Source organism: Streptomyces sp. NPDC093261 (genome assembly GCF_044753645.1).
GTDB lineage: Bacteria > Actinomycetota > Actinomycetes > Streptomycetales > Streptomycetaceae > Streptomyces.
This window is the reverse complement of record NZ_JBIVNO010000019.1, coordinates 119,250-140,636: the sequence shown is the minus strand read 5'-3', so window position 1 is coordinate 140,636 and position 21,387 is coordinate 119,250. Positions and strand designations below refer to the sequence as shown.

General features: G+C 74.4%; 3 protein-coding genes and 1 pseudogene (1 of these 4 cut by a window edge). 1 reads left to right on the top strand and 3 read right to left on the bottom strand.

Features of this window, described 5'->3' with window-relative positions; all coding sequences use genetic code 11:
• The first annotated feature begins 14 nt into the window (after positions 1-14).
• Positions 15-209: a ferredoxin gene (locus ACIP94_RS30855; protein WP_402432881.1), complete on the top strand. Its 195-nt coding sequence runs from the start codon at positions 15-17 to the stop codon at positions 207-209.
• A gap of 75 nt (positions 210-284) precedes the next feature.
• Here the strand turns inward: ACIP94_RS30855 and ACIP94_RS30850 are convergent, their stop codons facing one another.
• The 3 genes and pseudogenes from ACIP94_RS30850 to ACIP94_RS30840 form a co-directional block, all read right to left on the bottom strand.
• Complete coding sequence (locus tag ACIP94_RS30850) at positions 285-6,257, bottom strand: SDR family NAD(P)-dependent oxidoreductase (RefSeq protein WP_402432878.1); 5,973 nt, start codon at positions 6,255-6,257, stop codon at positions 285-287.
• A gap of 37 nt (positions 6,258-6,294) precedes the next feature.
• Positions 6,295-11,592: pseudogene (locus ACIP94_RS30845) on the bottom strand (SDR family NAD(P)-dependent oxidoreductase); the annotation flags it as partial.
• A gap of 66 nt (positions 11,593-11,658) precedes the next feature.
• Positions 11,659-21,387 carry the 3' end of a type I polyketide synthase gene (locus tag ACIP94_RS30840; RefSeq protein ID WP_402432875.1) on the bottom strand. The gene runs 17,970 nt beyond the window's last position, so 9,729 of the gene's 27,699 nt are visible here — the last part of the coding sequence; its start codon lies off the right edge, out of view — the gene reads right to left on this strand; its stop codon occupies positions 11,659-11,661.

Below are 21,387 nucleotides of genomic sequence, written 5' to 3'. Positions count from 1 at the left end.
AGAGGAGCGAAGTCATGAAGATCCATGTGGACAGGAGCCGGTGCGTCGGCGCGGGCCAGTGCGCGCTGACGGCGCCGGCGCTGTTCGACCAGGGCGACGACGACGGTCTGGTAGAGGTGCTCGACGCCGAGCCGGACGCCACGCAGGCGGCCGCCGCGGCGATGGCGGCGCAGGTGTGCCCGTCCGGCACCATCACCCTCAGCCGCTAGGACGTCTTCCCTGCCGCACAGCGTGCGCCCGCTTCCTGCTCGCGGGCGCACGCTGCGTCTTTGTGTGGTTGTCCGTCACAGCGTGGCCAGCCACTCCTTCATGACGGTCGCCGTGACGTTGGAGTCCCGCTGCGCCAAGGAGAAGTGGTCGGCGTCGATGGTGCGGACCGTCTCCGCGGGGACGAGCAGGTCCTGCTGCCCGTGCTCCACCCGTGTGTCGGGATCACCGAGCAGGGGCACGCTGCACCGCACCAGCAGCGTCGGGGCGGTGGTCGGCGGAACTTCCAGGGCGGACATGCGGTTGAGGTAGTGCGCCATGGCCGACAGCCGGTTGCTGTCCACCGTCACGGTGGCCGAGTCCGTCTCGCCCATGAACCTCCTGGCCAGCAGCCGGTAGTCCACGCTGTCCCCGTGCTCGTGCCGCAGGCTGAGCGTGTCGAGCATGATCACGCCGTCGGCGCGCACCCCCCACACGCTCTCCAGCAGCCCGGCCACCGCCAAGGCCAGCGCACCGCCCGACGAGTGGCCGACCAGCACGAACGGGTCCCCGTCGCTGGCGTGCAGCACACTTTCCGCGGCGGCCCGTGTGATGGCCCGGGACGAGCTGGGCAGGCTCTCCCCGGCCGCGAACCCGACCAGCGGCAATGCCTGCACACCACGGTCGCCGCGGAAGTGGGCGGCGAGACGGGCGTACTGGTGCGCGCCGCCGACGGACACGGGTGAGCTGATGCAGATCAGCCGTGGCTCGGTCGGCCCGTCCGCGAGGGTGACGGGCTGAGGCAGCTCCTCCAGTTCGGCCGGCGCCTCGAAAAGCGGGCGGGTGAGGGCGATAGCCTTGAGCAACTCCCAGCCCTCGTCGACCTTGCCCGCCCGGACCGCGTCGAAGTACAGCGTGCCGACGGTGTCGCCGGACTGCCCAGGCGCGGCCGTCGGGGCCGGCCCGATGTGATCGGCGAGTCGGCCACGCAGCCACAGGGCCAGCTCGGCGGGTGTCTTGTGGTCGAGTACGACCGTGCTGGGCAGCCGGAGACCGACCGTGCCGGCGAGCCGGTTGCGCAGCTCCACCGACATCAGCGAGTCGAAGCCGGCCTCCAGGAAGTCACGCTCCGGGTCCATGTCGCTCGCGTCGACGTGGCCAAGCACGGCCGCCGCGTAGTCGACGATCAGCTCACGCAGCACCGTGTGCTGGTCGGCGGCGGACAGGCCGCTCAGCCGCTCGCGCAGCGTCGACGTGGAGACCTCGGACGCGTCCGCGGCAGCCCGGCGGCGCGGTGCCCGCAGCAGGCCGCGCAGGATCGGGTGCGTGGCCGGTCCGCCCTTCACACCGGGCTTCACCGCCAGCGGCACGAGGAGCGCCTCGTCGGTGGCGGATGCGGCGTCGAACAGGGCCATGCCCTGTGCCACGGTGAGCGGCATCGAACCCGAGTTCGCCATCCGCCGCATCTCGGCCTGCGACAGCGCTCCCGTCATGCCGGCGTCCTGCACCCACGCGCCCCACGCCAGCGACAGCGCGGGACGCCCGGCGGCTTGGCGCCGGGCCGCGATGGCGTCCAAAGCGGCGTTGGCGGCCGCGTAGTTGGCCTGGCCGACGCCACCCATCACGCCCGAGAGGGAGGAGTACAGCACGAACACGTCCACGTCGCCGACGAGTTCGTCCAGGTGCTGGGCCGCGTCCACCTTCGGCCGCAGCACTGCCGCCAGCCGGTCCGGCGTCTGCGTACCGATCACGCCGTCGTCCAGCACGCCCGCCGTGTGCACGACCGCCCGGACCGGGTGCTCGGCCAGGAGGGCGGCCACCGCATCGCGGTCGGTCATGTCACACGCCACCAGTGTGACGTCAGCGCCCTGTTCGGTGAGCCCGGCCGCCAGCTCCGGTGCACCCGGGGCCTCCGGGCCGCGTCGGCTGACCAACAGCAGCTTGCGCACGCCTCGTTCCGCGACCAGGTGCCGGGCCAGCGCGCTCCCCAGGCCGCCGGTGCCGCCGGTGATGAGGACCGTGCCGTCCGGGTCCCACGCCCGGGGCTCCGGCACGCTGCCGAACCTCGCCAGCCGGGCGACGGCGGCCACCCCGTCCGTGAGGACGGCCTGTGTCTCATCCTCGTCCAGCAGGCCGGGCGCCGCGGCGACGAGCAGCCGGGACGCTTCCGTGTCGTCGACGTCGAGCAGCAGGAACCGACCGGGGTTCTCCGCCTGGGCCGCCCGCACGAGACCCCACACGCCGGCCGCGGGCACGTCCGCACCGGTCACCGCACCGGAGGTGACCAGCACGAGCGGCACATCGTCGGCACGCTCGTCGGCCAGCCAGGACGTGAGCAGGTCGAGCGCCGACGCGGTGGCGTCCTGCACCGAACCGCCCGTGACGGCCGCGACCACGAGGTCGGGCCGCGTGGCCAGCACCGCGTCGGCCGTGTCGCCGTGGCCGAGGACGTCGCAGCCCGCGCGCGCCAGCGCGGCACCGAGGCCGCAGGTGTCGGGGCCGAGCACCGCCCATCGCCTGCCCGGCACCGGGGCGACGTCGACCGGCGTCCAGTCGAGACGGAACAGCCAGTCCGACTCCGGCCGCACCGGCCCGGCGGCGACGGGCTCACGCAGCGTCAGCGACGCCACCGACACCACGGGACGGCCGGCCGGGTCGACCGCCCTGATGGAGACGGCGTCGCCGCCGAGCGAGCTGATAGCCACGCGCAGCAGCGCCGGCCCGGAGGCGTGCAGCGACGCGCCCTCCCACGAGAACGGCGCCAGCACACGGCCGGCGGCATCCGGCAGGAACGCCACCGCCTGCACCACCGAGTCGAGCAGTGCCGGGTGCACGCCGAAGTCCGCGGCGTCCCCGATCGAATGCGGCAGCGCCACCTCGGCGTACACGGTGTCGCCGGCCCGCCGGACCTCGCGCAGACACTGGAACGCCGGGCCGTAGCCGGAGCCGTCGTAGTGCGCGCTGATGTCGACGGATTCGGCGTCACGCGGCGGCCACGCCAAGGTCGCGCCGGTCACGCCGCGGGTCGTGAGGGTGCCGGTGGCATGGGGCAGCCAGGCGGCACCGGTGGTGTCCTGGCGGGAGAACACGCCTACGCGGTGGTGTCCCCGCTCGTCGGCGGCGGCGACCCGCACCTGCACCGTGACCGAGCCGGTCTCGGGCAGGCCGAGCGGGGCCGCGATGGTCAGTTCATCGACGGTGTCGCAGCCGACCTCGTCGGCCGCGCGGAACGCCAACTCCGCGAAAGCGGTGGCCGGGAGCGCGACGGCGCCAGCCACGACGTGGTCCGCGAGCCACGGATGCGTGCGCAGCGACAACCGTCCGGTCAGCACGGTGTCGCCGTCGGCGAGTTCCACGGCCGCGCCGAGCAGCGGGTGCGCCACCGAGCCGAGACCTGCCCCTGTGACGTCGGCCGCGGCGGAGCGGGCCTGTGGCCAGTAGCGGACGTTCTGGAAGGGGTAGGTCGGCAGATCCACCGGCCGCGCCGGCGGCAGCACCGTACCCGGATCGACGGCGACGCCGCGGGTGTGCAGGGTGGCGAGCGCGGTGACGGCCGACTCCTCCTCCGGACGGTCCGGCCGCAGCATCGGCACCGTGGCAGCGGTGTCGACCGTCGCTGCGATCATCGCGGACAGTGTGCCGTCGGGCCCCAGTTCCATGAACGTGGTCACACCTCCCTCGGCCATGGTGGTGACGGTCTCCAGGAACCGGACCGGCTCGCGGACGTGCCGCACCCAGTAGCCGGGATCGGTCGGGGCGCCGGAGACCAGACCGATCGTCGGCCGCGCGAACGTGACGTCGGCGATGGCGGCGGCGAAGCCGTCGAGCATCGGGTCCATAAGCGCCGAGTGGAACGCGTGCGACACCGACAGCCGCCTGTGTTTCCAGCCTCTTTCGGCCGCCACGGCGGCGACCCGCTCCACCGCTTCCGTCCCGCCCGCGACGACGGTCGCCGCCGGCCCGTTCACCGCCGCGACGGCCGCCCCCTCGCCGAGCACGGCGACCACGTCGGCCTCCGCCGCCGAGACGGCGAGCATCGCGCCGCCCTCCGGCAGCGCATCCATCAGTGTTGCCCGCGCGGTCACGAGGCGGCAGGCGTCGGGCAGCGACAACACACCCGCGACGTGCGCGGCGGTGATCTCCCCCAGTGAGTGCCCGCCCACGACGTCGGGTCGGACGCCCCACGACTCCACCAGCCGGTAGAGCGCCACCTCCAGCGCGAACAACGCCGGCTGCGACCAGCGGGTGAGGTCGAGCGCCTCGGCGTCCCCGCCCCACATCACGTCGCGGACCTCGGTGCCCAGCTCCGTGACGACGGCGTCGAACGCCTCGGCGAAGACCGGGAAACGCGCGTACAGCTCGCGGCCCATGCCCAGACGCTGCGAGCCCTGGCCGGTGAAGACGAGCCCGAGCCGCCCGCGCTGTACCGTGCCGGCCACGACGCCCTGCGCCGCGCCGCCGGCGGCCCACGCGGAGAGCGCGTCGGCCAGGTCGCGCCGGGTGCGGCCGGTCGCCACCACGCGGTGCTCGAACCGAGTCCGTGCGGCAAGCGCCGCCGCGACGTCCGCGGCGCACCAGTCCGGCTCCCGCCGGGCGCGCTCCACCAACGCGGTCACCTGATCACGTAGCGCGGCGGCGGTCTTCGCCGACAGTGCCCACGGAATCACCGAGGTCTCCGGCGCACTCTCCGCCGGGTCCTGCGTGGGCGCCTGCTCCAGGATCGTGTGCGCGTTGGTGCCGCTCACGCCGAACGACGACACACCGGCGCGGCGGGGGCGTCCGGTCTCCGGCCACGGCGTGGCGACCGTCGCCAGCCGGACCGCGCCCTGCGTCCAGTCCACGTGGGACGAGGGCGCGTCCACGTGCAGGGTCTGCGGGACGACGCCGTGCCGCATCGCCATAACCATCTTGATGACGCCGGCCGCGCCGGCCGCGGCCTGCGTGTGGCCGATGTTGGACTTCACGGAGCCGAGCAACACCGGCCGCTCGCGGTCCTGGCCGTAGGTGGCGAGCAGGCTCTGCGCCTCGATCGGGTCGCCGAGCCTGGTACCGGTCCCGTGCGCCTCGACCACGTCGACATCGCCGGCGCTCAGGCCGGCGCCGGCCAGCGCCTGCTGGATGACCCGCTGCTGGGACGGCCCGTTGGGGGCGGTGAAGCCGTTGGAAGCGCCGTCCTGGTTGACGGCGGAGCCGCGCACCACCGCCCAGACGGGGTGGCCCAGCCGCTGAGCGTCGGACAGCTTCTCCACCACGAACATGCCGACGCCCTCGGACCAGCCGGTGCCGTCCGCGGCGTCCGCGAATGCCTTGCACCGCCCGTCCGACGCGAGCGCGCCCTGGCGGGTGAAGCCGGCGAACCGGAGCGCAGTCGACATCACGGTGACGCCGCCGGCCAGTGCGAGGTCGCACTCCCCGGCCCGTAGCGCCTGTGCCGCCAGGTGCAGCGCCACCAGCGACGACGAGCATGCGGTGTCCACGGTGACCGCGGGGCCCTCGAGGCCGAAGGTGTAGGAGAGGCGGCCTGCGATCGCGCTCGCCGCGATGCCCGTGCCGGCGTGCCCCTCCGCGTCCTCGACGGAGTCCAGCACCAGCGAGGCGTAGTCCTGCCCGTCGGTGCCGACGAACACCGCGGTGCGGCTGCCACGCAGCGACGCCGGGTCGATGCCGGCCCGCTCGAACGCCTCCCATGAAGTCTGCAGCAGCAGCCGCTGCTGCGGGTCGAGCACCACGGCCTCACGCGGCGAGATGCCGAAGAAGGCCGCGTCGAATCCGGCGACATCGTGCAGAAAGCCGCCGCGCAGCGTGGCGCTGTGGCCGGGGCCCTCGCCCGAGAGCAGGTCCAGGTCCCAGCCGCGGTCGGTCGGGAAGGGCACGATCCCCTCGCGGCCGTCGGCGACCAGCTCCCACAGCTGCTCGGGGGTGGTGACGCCGCCGGGGTACCGACAAGCCGTGCCCACGATCGCGACGGGCTCGTGGTGGCCGGACTCGGCCTCTTCCAGTCGGCGCCGGGTCCGGTGCAGATCGGCCGTCACCCATTTCAGGTACTCGACCAGCTTGGTGTCGTCCGCCATCGCAAATGGCTACCTTTCGGTGCGGAATGTGGGGAGTTCAGCGGTCGTTGATCCGGCCGAGCTCGTGGTCGATGAAGGCGAGGATCTCGTCGGTGCTGGCCGAGGAGATCTGTTCCGCGACGGCCTCGCCTTCGGGCGTCGGGTCGACACCGGCCCACTGCGCCGCGAGGCCTCGCAGCCGGGCCGTGATGGCGGCGCGTGTGATCGGGTCGGGGTCGGCGCCCGCCAGCGCGGACTCCAGCCGGTCCAGCTCCGCCAGCGGGTTCGGGGTCGCCGCGCCGCTGAGCCGGGACAGCAGGTGGTCCGCGAGCGCGGCGGGGGTCGGGTAGTCGAACACCAGGGTCGCGGACATCCGCAGCCCGGTGGCCGTCGCGAGCCGGTTGCGCAGCTCCACGGCGGTCAGCGAGTCCATGCCGAGGTCGCGGAACTCGCGGTCATCGGCGACGCCGTCCGTCGAGTCGTGCGCCAGCACCGCCGCCACCTCGGCACGCACCAGGTCCAGGACGAATCGCGTGCGCGCCTGCTCGTCCAGGCCTGCGAGCCGCGCCGTGGCCGGAGCCGCCGGGGCCACATCGGCCGACGGGCGCCGACGCCGCGTGCGCACGAGGCCGCGCAGCAACGGATGGGGGGCGCCGGCGCCGGGGCGTACCGCCAGCGGCACCAGCACCGGCTCGTCGGTGGCGACGGCCGCGTCGAAGAGCGCCAGGCCCTGCGCCACCGTGAGCGGCGCGGAGCCGGAATCCGCCATGCGTTTGAGGTCGGCCTCGGTCAGCGCACCGGTCATGCCGGCGTCCTGCGTCCACGGGCCCCACGCCAGCGACAGCGCGGTCCGACCATCCGCATGGCGCTCGCGGGCGAGCGCGTCGAGGGCGGCGTTCGCGGCGGAGTAGTTGCCCTGGCCGGGGCTGCCGAGCGTACCCGCGACGGAGGAGAACAGGACGAACGCGTCCAGGTCCTCCGTCAGCTCGTGCAGGTGCCGTGCGGCGTCCACCTTGGGCCCTAGCACGCCGTCGAGCCGCTCCGGGGTGAGCGTGGTGACGAGGCCGTCGTCCAGCAGACCCGCGGTGTGCACGACGGCGGTGACCCTGCGCCCCTCGAGCACGGCGGCCAGGGCGGCGCGGTCGGCGACATCGCAGGCGACGATGTCGACGTGCGCGCCGTGACCGGTGAGCTCGGCCGCCAGCTCGCTCGCGCCGGGCGCCCGGAGGCCGCGCCTGCTGAGGAGCAGCAGCTTGCGCACGCCGTGCTCCGCGACGAGGTGCCGGGCCAGCTGCGCGCCGAGGCCGCCGGTGCCGCCGGTGACGAGCACCGTGCCGCCGGGGTGCCACTCGGACGGCCGCCCCGCGCCCGCGAACCGGGTCAGTCGGCCGACCTTCACGGTGCCGCCCTCGATGACGGCTTGGGTCTCCCCCGCCGCCACCAGTCCCGGTGCCACCGCGAGCAGCGGCCACTCATCGGCAGCGGCGTCGAGCAGCAGGAAGCGTCCCGGGTGCTCGGCCTGCGCGGTCCGCACCAGACCCCCCACGGCGGCGGCCGGGACGTCCGCGCCGGACACGGCGCCGTCGGTGACGAACACCAGCGGAACGTCCTCGGCGCGCCGGTCGGCGAGCCACTCCTGGACCAGGCCGAGCGCCCGCGTCGTCGCATCGAGCACGCCAGCGCCCCTGACCGGCGCGAAGACCACGTCCGGTCCGGCGGCGAGCGCGGCGTGGACGGTGTCATACCGCACCGCGCCGGCGAGTCCGCCCGGGTCCACGCCGAGCACCACGAAAGCTCCGGTCGCCGGCCGGACGGCGAACGGTGTCCAGTCGACGCGGAACAGCCAGTCGGGGTGTCGCGCCGTGTCCTCCTCCGACGGCGCACGCAGCACCAGCCTGCCCACGGTCACCACCGGCCGGCCGGCACCGTCCACCGCCTCGATGCCGACGGCCTCCTGGCCGCCGCGGGTGAGCCGAACGCGCAGCGTGGTCGCGCCCGTGCGATGCAGGGCCACGTCCTCCCACGAGAACGGCAGCACGCCACGGCCGCCGTCCGGGGACTCGACCCAGCCGACGGCATGCAGCACGGCGTCCAGCAGCGCCGGGTGCATGCCCATCCGGTCCGCGCCACGGGCCGTGGCGGGCAGTGCCACCTCCGCGAACGCCTCGCCGTCCCGCCGCCAGACCGCGCGCAGGCCCTGGAAGGCCGGCCCGTAGTCACCGCCGTCGTAGAAGCCGGCCAGGTCGACCTGATCGGTGCCGGGCGGCGGCCACGCCGACGCGAAGTCGGTGCCGGCGTCGGGGCTTCCGGTCCCCAGCGTGCCCGCGGCGTGCTGGAGCCATTCGCCGGCGTGCTCGGCGTCGCGGGAGTAGATGCCCACCGACCGGCGGCCGTCCTCGTCGGCCGCGCCCACCCGCACCTGGACGGCGACGGCGCCGTGCCGGGGCAGCTCCAACGGCACCGACAGCGTCAGCTCCTCGACGAGATCCGCGCCGACCTCGTCGGCGGCGCGCAGCGCCAGCTCGGCGAAGCCTGTGCCGGGGAACAGGACCCGGCCCTGGATGACGTGGTCCGCCAGCCACGGCTGGGTGGCAGGCGAGAGCCGGCCGGTGAGCACCACACCCCCGTCGCCGGCCAGTTCCACGGACGAACCGAGCAGCGCGTGGCCGAGCGCCGACTGCCCGACCGACGCGACGTCGCCGCCCCCACCGCCGTCCGGCCAGAACCGGGAGCGCTGGAACGCATACGTGGGCAGCTCCACCGGACGTGTCCCGAGCGGCGCGAAGAACGCGTCCCACGCGACGTGCTCGCCGCGTGCGGACAGTCTCGCGAGCGCGCTCACCACGGTGGTCTCCTCGTCGCGGCCCGCACGCAGCACGGGGATGGCGGTGACGGGATCCGGCGCGGTGTCCTGCACCATCGCGCACAGGGTTGCGTCGGGGCCCAGTTCCAGGAAGGTCGTCGCCCCGGCGGCGAGCAGCGCGCGCACGCCGTCGGCGAACCGGACCGGTCGTCGCACGTGCGCCACCCAGTAGGCAGCGTCCCGGATCTGCGCCGCCTCCGCGACGCTGCCGGTCACGGACGACACCAGCGGGATCCGCGCGTCGCCGAACTCGATGTCCGCGATGGCGTCGGCGAAGTCGCTCAGCATCGGATCCATGTGTGCCGAGTGGAAGGCGTGCGACACCGCGAGCCGCTTGTGCTTCCACCCGCGCTGGTCGGCCGCGCCGGCGACCCGCTCGACCGCGTCCTCGGCGCCGGCGACGATCACCGCCGTCGGGCCGTTGACCGCCGCCATCGACACCGCTGCGCCAAGCAGCGGCTCGACCTCCTCCTCGGTCGCCGCCACGGCGAGCATCGCGCCGCCGTCCGGCAGCGCACCCATCAGCACGGCGCGGGCGGCGACCAGCCGGCACGCGTCGGCGAGGCTCAGCACCCCGGACACGTGCGCGGCGGTGATCTCACCGAGCGAGTGGCCGGCGACGAGGTCGGCCTGCACGCCCCAGGACTCGACGAGCCGGTGGAGCGCCACTCCTACGGCGAACAGGGCGGGCTGCGACCAGTTCGTGCTGTTCAGGCTGTCGGCGTCAGTACCCCAGAGGACGTCACGGACCGAGCCGGGCAGATGCCGGTCCAGCTCGGCGGCGACCTCGTCGAAGGCCCTGGCGAACGCCGGGAACCGGGCATGCAGTTCGCGGCCCATGCCGAGCCGCTGCGCGCCCTGGCCGGTGAACAGCACGGCCAGCTTTCCGGTCCGCGCGGCTGTGTCCGACACCACGCCCGGCGCGGGGTCGCCCGACGCCCACGCCGACAGCGCCGCCGCGAGGTCCGCGGTGTCACGGCCGACGGCGGCCACACGGTGTTCGTGGGCGGTACGGCCGGTGGCCAGCGTGGCGGCCACGTCGGCGGCGCTCGTCGTCGCCCCGACGTTCGCGACCAGCCGCGCGACCTGGTCCCGCAGTGCGGGCAGCGTCCGACCGGACACGACCCACGGCACCACCGCGTCGCGCACCGGGCCCTGCTCGGCCGGCGCCGGCTCGGGCGCCTGCTCCAGGACGGTGTGCGCGTTGGTGCCGGAGATGCCGAACGACGACACGGCGGCACGGCGGGGCCGTCCCGTCTCCGGCCAGGGCACTTCCTCGGTCAGCAACTCGACCGAGCCCGCCGACCAGTCCACGTGCGATGTCGGATGGCGCGCGTGCAGGGTGCGCGGGAGCACGCCGTGCCGTATCGCCTGAACCATTTTGATCACGCCTACGACGCCCGCGGCGGCCTGCGTGTGCCCGATGTTCGACTTCACGGAGCCCAGCAGCAGCGGGCGTTCCCGGTCACGGCCGTAGGTCGCCAGCAGTGCCTGCGCCTCGATCGGGTCGCCCAGCGCGGTGCCCGTGCCGTGCGCCTCCACGGCGTCGACGTCGTTCTCGGTGAGCCGGGCGTTGGCCAGCGCCGCGCGGATCACCCGCTGCTGCGATGGCCCGCTCGGCGCGGTGAAGCCGTTGGACGCGCCGTCCTGGTTGACGGCCGAGCCGCGCACCACCGCGAGCACCGGGTGGCTGTTGCGGCGGGCATCGGACAGCCGCTCCAGCAGCAGCATGCCGGCGCCCTCGGCCCAGCCGGTGCCGTCGGCCTCGTCGGCGAACGCCTTGCAGCGCCCGTCCGGGGCGAGGCCGCCCTGCTTGGAGAACTCCACCAGCGCGCCCGGCGTGCTCATCACGTTCACACCGCCGGCCAGCGCCAGCGTGCACTCGCCGGCGCGCAGCGCCTGCGCCGCCCAGTGCAGTGCCACCAGCGACGACGAACACGCCGTGTCCACCGTGATCGCCGGCCCCTCGAGGCCCAGCGTGTAGGAGAGCCGGCCGGACATCGCGCTGGCCGCTATGCCGGTGCCCACCTCACCCGTGCTCTGCGCGGGAGAGCGCACCATCAGGTACGCGTAGTCCTGGCCGTTGGTGCCGACGAACACGCCGGTCCTGCTGCCGCGCAGCGACGCCGGGTCGACGCCGGCTCGTTCCAGCGCCTCCCACGAGGTCTCCAGCAGCAGCCGCTGCTGCGGGTCCATCGCCAGCGCCTCGCGCGGTGATATGCCGAAGAAGGCGGCGTCGAAGTCGGCGGCATCCGGCAGGAACCCGCCGAGCAGCGTGGTGTCACCGGCCGCCAGTTCCCCGATGTCCCAGCCACGGTCGGCGGGGATCGGCGTGATGGCGTCGTCGCCGTCAGCGACGAGCCGCCACAGGTCCTCGGGCGACGTGACGCCGCCCGGGAACCGGCACGCCATACCGACGATCGCGATCGGCTCGGTGGTGGCGGAGACCAGCCGCTGGTTGTGGCTGCGCAGCCGCTCGGTCTCCTTCACGGCCGCCCGCAACGCCTCGACGACCTTGTCGGTGCTGTCCTTGGGTGTAGACACCGGATCTTCCCTCCCTCAGTCGACCGTCAGGTCGGACGAGCCATCCAGCGCGGCTCGGACCAGGTCGTCCACGGTCATCTCGTCGACGTCCACCTGCTTGGCGGCGTCGTCCGGCTCGCCGCCGTCCGCCGGCTGGGTGCCGCGGCCGGTCAGTTGCAGCAGGGGTTCCAGCACGCCGATCTCGCGGAGCCGGGCGAGCGACACGGAGGCGAGCAGCGAACGGATGGCCACCTCGTCGCCGTCGGCCACGGCGCCGTCGGTCTCCTCGTCCAGCCCGAGTTCGTCGAGCAGGTACGCGGTCATCGCCGAGGGCGTCGGCTGGTCGAACACCAGCGTGGACGGCAGGGCCAGCCCGGTCGCGGCGGTGAGCTGGTTGCGCAACTCGACGCCGCTGAGCGAGTCGAAGCCCATGTCCCGGAACGCCCTGTCGGGTCCGACCAGTTCGGCGTCGGCGTGGCCGAGCACCGCGGACGCGCTGTCCTGCACCAGCCGCAGCACCTGCTCCCGGCGCCGCACCGGCGTCAGGCCGGCGAGCCGCGTCAGCAGCCGCGGCGCGTCCTCCTGCCGCCGCGCCTGGGTGTCGATGTCCTCGCCGCCGGGCAGTTCCCGGAGCAACGTCCGCAGGCGGGACCCCGTGGCGCCGCGCAGGAACTCCGCGGCGCTCACTCGGGCCACCACCGCGGCCGCCACCGGCTCCGCGACGAGTTGCCGCAGCGCCATCACGGCCAGCGCCGGGTCCATAGCTCCGACGCCGGTGCGCTGCGCGCCCTCCTCGGCACGTGCGGTGGCGGCCATGCCGCCGGCGTCCCAGGCGCCCCACGCGATCGACGTGGCCGGGAGGCCCTTCGACCGGCGCTGCTCGGCCAGCGCGTCCAGCACGGCGTTCGCGGCGGCGTAGTTGGCCTGGCCGGGGTTGCCCACCGCGCCCGATGCCGACGAGAACAGCACGAATCCGGTCAGGTCGAGATCACGCGTCAGCTCGTCGAGCAGTAGCGCCGAGGTCACCTTGGCGCGGAACACGTCCTGGAAGCGGTCCGGCGTCAGGGCGTCGACGACGCCGTCGTCCAGCACGCCCGCCGTGTGCACGACCGCGGTCAGCGGGTGTTCGGACGGGATACCGTCCAGCAGCGCGGCCAGGCCGGCCCGGTCGGCCACATCGCACGCCGCGACGGTGACCCGCGTGCCGAGGCCCTCCAGTTCCGCCCGCAGTTCGGCGGCACCCGGCGCGGCCTCGCCGCGACGGCCGGCGAGCAGCACGTGTGGGACGCCCTCCGCGGCGAGCGACCTGGCGACGTGCGCGGCCAGCGCTCCGGTGCCACCGGTCACCAGGACCGTGCCGTCCGGCGTCCACAGGCGGTCCGGGTCGGCCGCCGACGCCGGCACGAGCCGGCGGCCGAACACCGCGCCCGGCCGCACCGCGACCTGGTTCTCACCGCCCTCCCCGGACAGCGCACCCGGCAGCCGGGTCGCCGTGGCCCCGTCCAGAAGGGACGGCAGGTCCACGAGACCGCCCCAGCGGTCGGGGTGTTCGAGAGCCACGACGCGCCCGAGGCCCCACACCGCCGCCTGCACCGGGTGCGTCAACGGCTCGTCGGCGTCCACCGACACCGCGCCACGGGTCGCGCACCACAGCGGCGCGGTGATGCCGGCGTCGCCGAGGGCCTGCACGAGCGCGGTGGTCAGCAGCGCGCCGTTCGGTACGGCGCCGACGATCGTCTCGTCCAGCGCCAGCAGCGACAGGACGCCCGCGACCCGCGTGCCGTCCACGGCCTCACGCAGCCGTACGGCGACCCGCTCGCGATCGGTGTCGCCGATCTCGACCCGGACCGTGTCCGGGCCGAGCGCGCCGACCACGGTGTCCGCCCAGGCGTCGCCAACCCGGTCAGCCGGCAGCACCGCGAGCCACGTGCCCGTGACGGCCGCACGGCGTCCGGCGACGGGGCGCCAGGCGATTCGGTGCCGCCAGCTGTCCACCGTGGACTGCTCGTCCCTCCCGCGCCGCCAGTCGAGCAGTTTCGGCATGACCTTCGCCAGCGCCTCGCCGTCGACGTCGAGCATGGACTCCAGCGCTTCGAGGTCGGTGTCCTGGACGGCCGCCCAGAACCCGTCGTCGTCGCGTCGGCCGGCGGGCACGACCGTGGTCTCCGGCCAGAACCTCTCGTGCTGGAAGGGGTAGGTGGGCAGCCCGATCCTTCGGGCGCCGGCGTGCACGGCGGCCCAGTCGACGCGGACGCCCCGCGTGAACAGCGTGCCGAGTGCCGCGGCCAGCGCCGCGTCCTCGTCCCGGTCGCGGCGCAGCGAGGCCACCGCGACCGCTCCCGCGCCGTTCATCGCGATGGTGTCCTGGGCCATCGCGGTGAGCACACCGTCGGGGCCGATCTCCAGGAACGTCGTGACGCCGCGGGCCAGCAGGGTCCGCACGCCGTCGGCGAACCGGACCGCGTCGCGGACGTGCCGGACCCAGTACGCCGGGTCGGTGACGAGGTTCCCCGGCTCGACGACCACGCCGGTGAGCGTGGAGACCAGCCGGATCGTCGGAACGTGGTAGGTCACCTGGTGGGCGAGGCCCTCGAAGTCGGCGAGCATCGCGTCCATGTGCGGGGAGTGGAACGCGTGGCTGACGTTGAGCCGCCTGGTCCTGCGTCCCTGGCGCGCGAAGTGCGCGGCGACCGCGTCGGCCGCGTCGGCGTCACCGGCGATCACCACCGCCTCGGGGCCGTTCACGGCCGCGATGGACACGGCATCGGTGAGCAGCGGGATCACCTCGTCCTCGGACGCCTGCACGGAGACCATCGCGCCGCCGGTCGGCAGCGCCTCCATCAGCCGCCCGCGGGCAGCGACCAGCGCCGCCGCGTCGGCCAGTGAGAACACACCGGCCACGTGGGCCGCGGCCAGCTCGCCGACGGAGTGCCCGGCCAGGAAATCGGGCTTTATGCCCCACGACTCCACCAGCCGGTACAGGGCCACCTCCAGCGCGAACAGCGCGGTCTGGGTGAACTCCGTGCGGTCGAGCGCGCCGTCCGCGCCGTCCCACATCACCTGACGCAGCGGCTGTGCCAGATGCGGGTCCAGCTCCGCGACGACCGCGTCGAACGCTTCGGCGAACACCGGGTACAGCTCGTACAGGCGACGGCCCATGCCGGCGCGCTGCGCGCCCTGCCCGGTGAACAGGAACGCCACTGCGCCGCTGCCGGCGCGATCCGTGCGCACGGCCGCCGACGGCGTGCCCTCGGCAAGGGCGGTGAGCCCGGCCCGCAGGGTGCCGACGTCGGCCGCGAGCACGGCGGCGCGCTGGTCGAACATGGTGCGGGTGGTACCGAGGGAGAGCCCCAGGTCCGGCAGCGAAGTGACGTCCGTGTCGAGCAGACGGCGAGCCTGATCGCGCAGTGCCGCACCGGTCACCGCGGAGAGGGGCAACGCCAGTACCCCGTGCGGTCGTTCGGAGACGGTCTCGGTCACCGCCGGCGGCACCTGTTCCAGGATCAGGTGCGCGTTGGTGCCGCTGGCGCCGAAGGACGACACCGCCGCGCGGCGAGCCCGGTCGGTCTCCGGCCAGGCCGTCGCCTCGGTGACGAGCCGCACCGCACCGGACGACCAGTCCACGTGCGAGGACGGCTCGTCGACGTGCAGGGTCCGTGGCAGCATGCCGTGCCGCATGGCCAGCACCATCTTGATGACACCGGCAACACCGGACGCGGCCTGGGTGTGGCCGATGTTCGACTTCACGGAACCGAGCAGCAGCGGGCGTTCCCGGTCGCGGCCGTACGTCGCCAGCAGCGCCTGCGCCTCGATGGGGTCACCCAGCTTGGTGCCGGTGCCGTGCGCCTCCACGGCGTCCACGTCGGACGGTGCCAGGCCGGCAGCGGCCAGCGCACGGCGGATGACCCGTTGCTGCGCGGGGCCGCTCGGCGCGGTCAGGCCGTTGGACGCGCCGTCCTGGTTGATGGCGGAGCCGCGCAGGATCGCCAGCACCTCGTGGCCGTTGCGCCGCGCCTCGGACAACCGCTCGAGAACGACCATGCCTACGCCCTCGGCCCAGCCGGTGCCGTCCGCCGCGTCGGAGAACGCCTTGCAGCGGCCGTCCGGCGACAGCGCGCCGAGGTCGGTGAACTCCACGAAGTTGACCGGCGTGGACATCACCGTCACGCCACCGGCCAGTGCCAGGTCCGTCTCGCCGGAGCGCAGAGCCTGGGCCGCCAGGTGCATCGCGACCAGCGACGACGAGCACGCCGTGTCCACCGAGACGGTCGGTCCCTGGAGGCCGAAGGCGTAGGCGAGGCGGCCGGACAGCAGGCTCGCCGACTGCGCGGTCCGCCAGTCACGCCCCTCCGCGACGGGCCGGTAGTCGCCGCTGATGCCGCCGACGTAGACGCCGGTGTCCGAGCCCCGCAGCCCGGCCGGGTCGACGCCGGCTCGCTCCAACGCCTCCCACGCCGACTCCAGCACCAACCGCTGCTGCGGGTCCATGATGACCGCCTCGCGCGGTGAGATACCGAAGACCGCCGGGTCGAAGTCGGCCGCTTCGGCGAGGAATCCGCCGGCGCGCGCCACCGTGCGCGGCCGGCCGTCCGGTCCCGGCTCGAACAGCCCGGCCAGGTCCCAGCCACGGTCGGTGGGCATGGGGCCGATGGCGTCGGTGCCCGCGACGATCAGTTCCCACAGCTCGTCCGGCGACCCCACACCACCCGGGTAGCGGCAGGCCATGCCGACGATGACCACCGGGTCGTCGTCGGCGGTAACGGCGCGCACCGGCGCGAGGTCCTCGGTCCGCTCGCCGAGCAGTTCGGCGCGCAGGTGGTCGGCCAGCACGGCCGGCGTCGGGTGGTCGAAGGCCAGGGTGGCCGGCAGCGGCAGCCCGCACAGCTCGGTGAGCTGGTCGCGCAGGTCCACCGCGGTCAGCGAGTCGATGCCGAGGTCCTTGAACGGCAGGTCCGGATCGATCGCCGTGCCACCCGCATGGCCGAGCACCGCGGCCACCCGGTCGCGGACCAGGGTGCGCACCTCAGCGGCGCGATCCTGTTCGGGCAGGGTGAGCAGGCGGTCGCGCAGACCGTGCCCCGCCGGTTCCGCGACGGCGGCCTCCGGCAGCTCGGTGAACAGCCTGCTGGGCCGGGTTCGCGAGAAGGCGGGGGCGAAGGTCTCCCATGCCACGTCGGCGACCGTCACATCGACGGCGCCGCCGAGCACACCGTCCAGGGCGGCGAGCGCCCGGCCGGGCTCCATGGCCGGCAGGCCGTTGAGGTGCAGGTGCCGGGCCATCCCGTCGCCCTCGCTGCCGGCCCAGGCGCCCCACGCCACCGCGACTCCGGCCAGGCCACGGGCCCGTCGTGCGGCGGCGACGGCCTCGCGCCGCGCGTCGGCGGCGGCCTGCCCGGCCCGGTCCCGCACGCCCCAGGTGCCGGCGACCGTCCCGAACAGCACGAACGCGTCGAGCGGGGTGTCGTGCAGCAGTGCGGCCAGGTTGTCGGCTCCGGCGTCGCCGGTGACGAAGACCGTTGACACGGTGTGCTCGGCGAGCAGCGCGGCCAGCGCGTCCCGGTCCTCGGGGTCCACATCGGACGCCGTGACCGGCACGCCCAGGTCGCCGGGGTCGCTGCCGAGCAGCAGCAGGCCCGGCACCCGACGGTCGGCCAACCAGCGCGCCGTGCGCGCACCTTCGGGGGTGTCCGCGCCGGTGACGAGCACCATGCCGGTGGCGGTCCATTCCGCGGCGAGACCCGCGGCACGGACCAGCCGGCGGCCCAGCACGCCGTGATCGCGCACGGCGACGTTGTCCTCCGCTCCGCCGAGCGCCGACCTGACGTGCTCGACGGTGGTCGCCGTCACCGGGCCGGACAGGTCGAGCAGGCCACCCCAGCGGTCGGCGTGGTCGAGGGCCGCGACCCGGCCGGCGCCCCACAGCGCGGCGCGAGCGGGCACGGGTTGCTCACCGTCGACGACGGCGACGGCCCCGCGCGTCACGAGCCAGACCGGGAGCCCGGTCCCCTCGAACGCTGCCAGCAGCGCCTCGGGCGACGCCTCGTCGGGGACGTCGTCGCTGTCGGTGGCGGCGAGCAGGGACAGGATTCCGGCGAAACCGTCGGTGTCGGGGAGGTCCGCGCCCGGCACCACGGGCACCACGTCCAGCGCCGCCACGACGGAGGCCACGGTCTCGTCCGCCTGCCAGCCGGCCGGCACGAGTGCCAGCCACCGCCCGTCGCCGGGTTCCTGCCGGACGGGACGCCACGTGACGCGGTAGCGCAGGTCGGCCGTGGCCGCATGGTCGCGGCGACGGCGACGCCACTGCGACAGCGCCGGCACCACCGCGGAGAGCTCAGTGCCTTGGACCTCCAGGGCCGATGCCAGGGTGTCGAGGTCGGCACGTTCGACCGCCGCCCAGAACTCCGCGTCCACGGGATCGGCCGCGGTGACAGGCGCCGCCGTCGGCCAGAACCGCTCGCGTTGGAACGCGTAGGTGGGCAGGTCGATGGTGCGTGCGCCGCTGTCGGCGAAGTACGCCGTCCAGTCGATGTCGACGCCCTGCGTGTACAGGCGCGCCAGCGCCGTGACGACAGCGCGTTCCTCGCCCCGGTCGCGACGCAGCGCCGCCACGAGGGTGGCCTCGGCGCCGCGCTCCAGCACGGTCTCGGCCGCCATCGCGGACAGCACGCCGTCCGGGCCGAGTTCGAGCAGGGTCGTCACGCCCGCGTCGAGCAGCGTCGCCACGCCGTCGCCGAACCGCACCGCCTCGCGGACGTGCCGGACCCAGTACTCCGGCGTGGCCAGCTCATCGCCGGCGATACGGCCGGACACGTTGGACACCACCGGCATCTGCGCCGGGGCGAAGGACAAGCCTTCGACCACGGAGCGGAACTCGGCCAGCATCGGGTCCATGAGCGGTGAGTGGAACGCGTGCGACACCCGCAGTCCACGGGACCGCGTGAACCGCGCCGCCACCGTGGCGACCGCCTCGGTCTCACCGGCGACCACAACGGCCCGCGGGCCGTTGACGGCCGCGACCACCGCACCGTCGACGAGTTCGGCGCGGACCTCGTCCTCGCCGGCCTCGATCGCCGTCATACCACCGCCGGCCGGCAGCGCGGCCATCAGCCGTGCCCGTGCCGAGACCAGTGCCGCCGCGTCGGCCAGCGTCAGCACGCCGGCCACATGTGCCGCCGTGATCTCACCGACGGAGTGACCGGCGACGAAGCCGGGCTCGACGCCCCACGACTCCATCAGGCGGTACAGCGCCACTTCCACCGCGAACAGCGCCGGCTGCGTCCACCCGGTGCCGTCCAGGGCGTCGGCGTCCGAGCCCCACATCACGGCACGGACATCGGCCTCCAGCTCCGTGACCACCGCGTCGAACGCCGCCCGGAACACCGGGAACCGTGCGTACAGCTCACGCCCCATGCCCAGCCGCTGCGAACCCTGACCGGAGAACACGACCGCCAGTGCGCCGCCGCCGCGTGCCATGCCGGTGACCGTCTCCACGACACCGTCGGGTGTGGACAGGAGCACCGCGCGGTGGGCGAGGTGGGCGCGGGTGCTGACCAGCGACCACGCCACGTCGACCCGCTCGTGGTCGGTGACGAAGGCTTCCAGCCGACCGCGCTGCGCGTCAAGCGCCTCGCGGGTGCGCGCCGACACCGGCCACGGCAGGGTCTCCGGGCTAATGCAGCGGGCGGCCGGGTCCACCTCCGGGGCCTGCTCGACGACCACGTGCGCGTTGGTGCCGGAGATGCCGAACGCCGACACTCCGGCCCGGCGCGGACGGCCGGTCTCCGGCCACGCGATCGAGTCGGTGACCAGTTCGACCGCGCCGGCCGACCAGTCGACGTGTGAGGACGGCGTGTCCGCGTGCAGGGTCGGTGGCACAATGCCGTGCTGCATCGCCATGACCATCTTGATGACAGCGGCCGCACCCGCAGCGGCCTGAGTGTGCCCGATGTTCGACTTCACGGAGCCGAGGAGCAGCGGCGTCTCGCGGTCCCGGCCGTAGGTGGCCAGCAACGCGTGCGCCTCGATCGGGTCGCCGAGCGAGGTGCCGGTGCCGTGCGCCTCGACCGCGTCCACGTCCCTCGTGGACAGACCGGCGTCGGCGAGCGCGGCGCGGATGACCCGCTGTTGCGAGGGGCCGCTGGGCGCGGTCAGACCGTTGGACGCGCCGTCCTGGTTGATGGCGGTGCCGCGTACCAGGCCCAGCACGTGGTGGCCGTTGGCCCGCGCGTCGGACAGCCGCTCCAGCACCAGGACGCCGACGCCCTCGGCCCAGGCGGTGCCGTCCGCGTCGTCGGCGAACGACCGGCACCGACCGGTCGGCGACAGGCCGCCCTGTGTGGTGAACTCCATGATCGAGTCCGGTGTGGACATCACGGACACGCCACCCACCAGCACGAGCGAGCATTCGCCGGAACGCAGCGCGCGCGTGCCCCAGTGCATCGACACCAGCGACGAAGAGCACGCCGTGTCGACGGTCACAGCCGGGCCCTCCAGACCCAACGTGTACGACAGCCGGCCGGACAGGATGCTCGCCGTGTTGCCGGTGGCGGCGTGGCCGCGCACGTCCTCGGTGGCGGTCCGCAGGACGGTCAGGTAGTCCTGCCCGTTGGTGCCGACGAACACCCCGGTCTGCGAGCCGCGCAGTGCGGTGGGGTCGATGCCGGCGCGCTCCACCGCCTCCCACGCCGTCTCCAGCAGCAGCCGCTGCTGCGGGTCCATCGCCAGGGCTTCGCGCGGCGAAATGCCGAAGAACGCCGCGTCGAAGTCGGCGACGCCATCGAGGAAACCGCCCTCCATGGTGGCCGACGCACCCGCCGCGAGGGCGGCCAGGTCCCAGCCGCGGTCCGTGGGGAACGCCCCGATGCCGTCCTGGCCGCCGGCGACGAGCTCCCACAGTTCCTCGGGCGAGTTGACGCCGCCCGGGAAGCGGCAGGCCATGCCGACGATGGCGATCGGTTCGTCGTCCGCAGGGCGCGTCGCGGCCACGGCCGCCGGCGCCTCCGCGTTCCCGAGGATCTCGGCGAGCAGGAAGTCCACCAGATCCGTCGGCGTCGGATGGTCATAGACGAGTGAGGCGGGCAGCGTGGTGCCGGTCGCCGCGGCCAGACCGTTGCGCAGCTCCAGCGTCGTCACCGAGTCGAAGCCCAGGTCCCGGAACGCGCGATCGTGCTCGATCCGGCCGGTGTCGGAGTGCCCGAGCACGGCGGCGATCTGCGCCCGCACCAGCTCCAGCAGCACCTTCTTGCGGTCGCTCTCCTTGCGGCCCGACAGGTCCGCGCGCAGGCCGGACCCTGACGGCCGCTCGACGGCCGGGCCCGTGCGCAGCGCCCTGACCGCCGGCAGGTCCTCGACCAACCGGGTGGGCCGCATCAGCGCGAACGCGGGCACGAACGTCGCCCAGTCGACATCGGCGACGACCACCGCCACGTCGTCCAGCTCGACGGCCCGGCGCAGCGCGTCGACACCCGTCCGCGAACGCAGCGGCTCGAACCCGCCGCGCCGTACCCGCGCGGCCAGCCCGCCGTCGGCGACCATGCCCGCGTCGGCCCACGGGCCCCACGCGATCGAGGTCGCGACCCGGCCCTGCGCCCGCCGCCACGCGGCGAAGGCGTCCAGCCAGGCATTCGCGGCGGCGTAGTTCGCCTGTCCCGGCGCGCCGATCGTGCCGGCGATGGACGAGAACAGCACGAACGCGTCGAGTTCCAGCCCCGCCGTGAGCTCGTCCAGGTGCCGGGCCGCCGTCGCCTTGGCATGCAGCACAGT

Excerpts from the sequence above, each read along its gene's own strand:
- ACIP94_RS30855 (WP_402432881.1), top strand. The coding sequence starts at position 15 with ATGAAGATCCATGTGGACAGGAGCCGGTGCGTCGGCGCGGGCCAGTGC.
- ACIP94_RS30850 (WP_402432878.1), bottom strand. The coding sequence starts at position 6,257 with ATGGCGGACGACACCAAGCTGGTCGAGTACCTGAAATGGGTGACGGCC.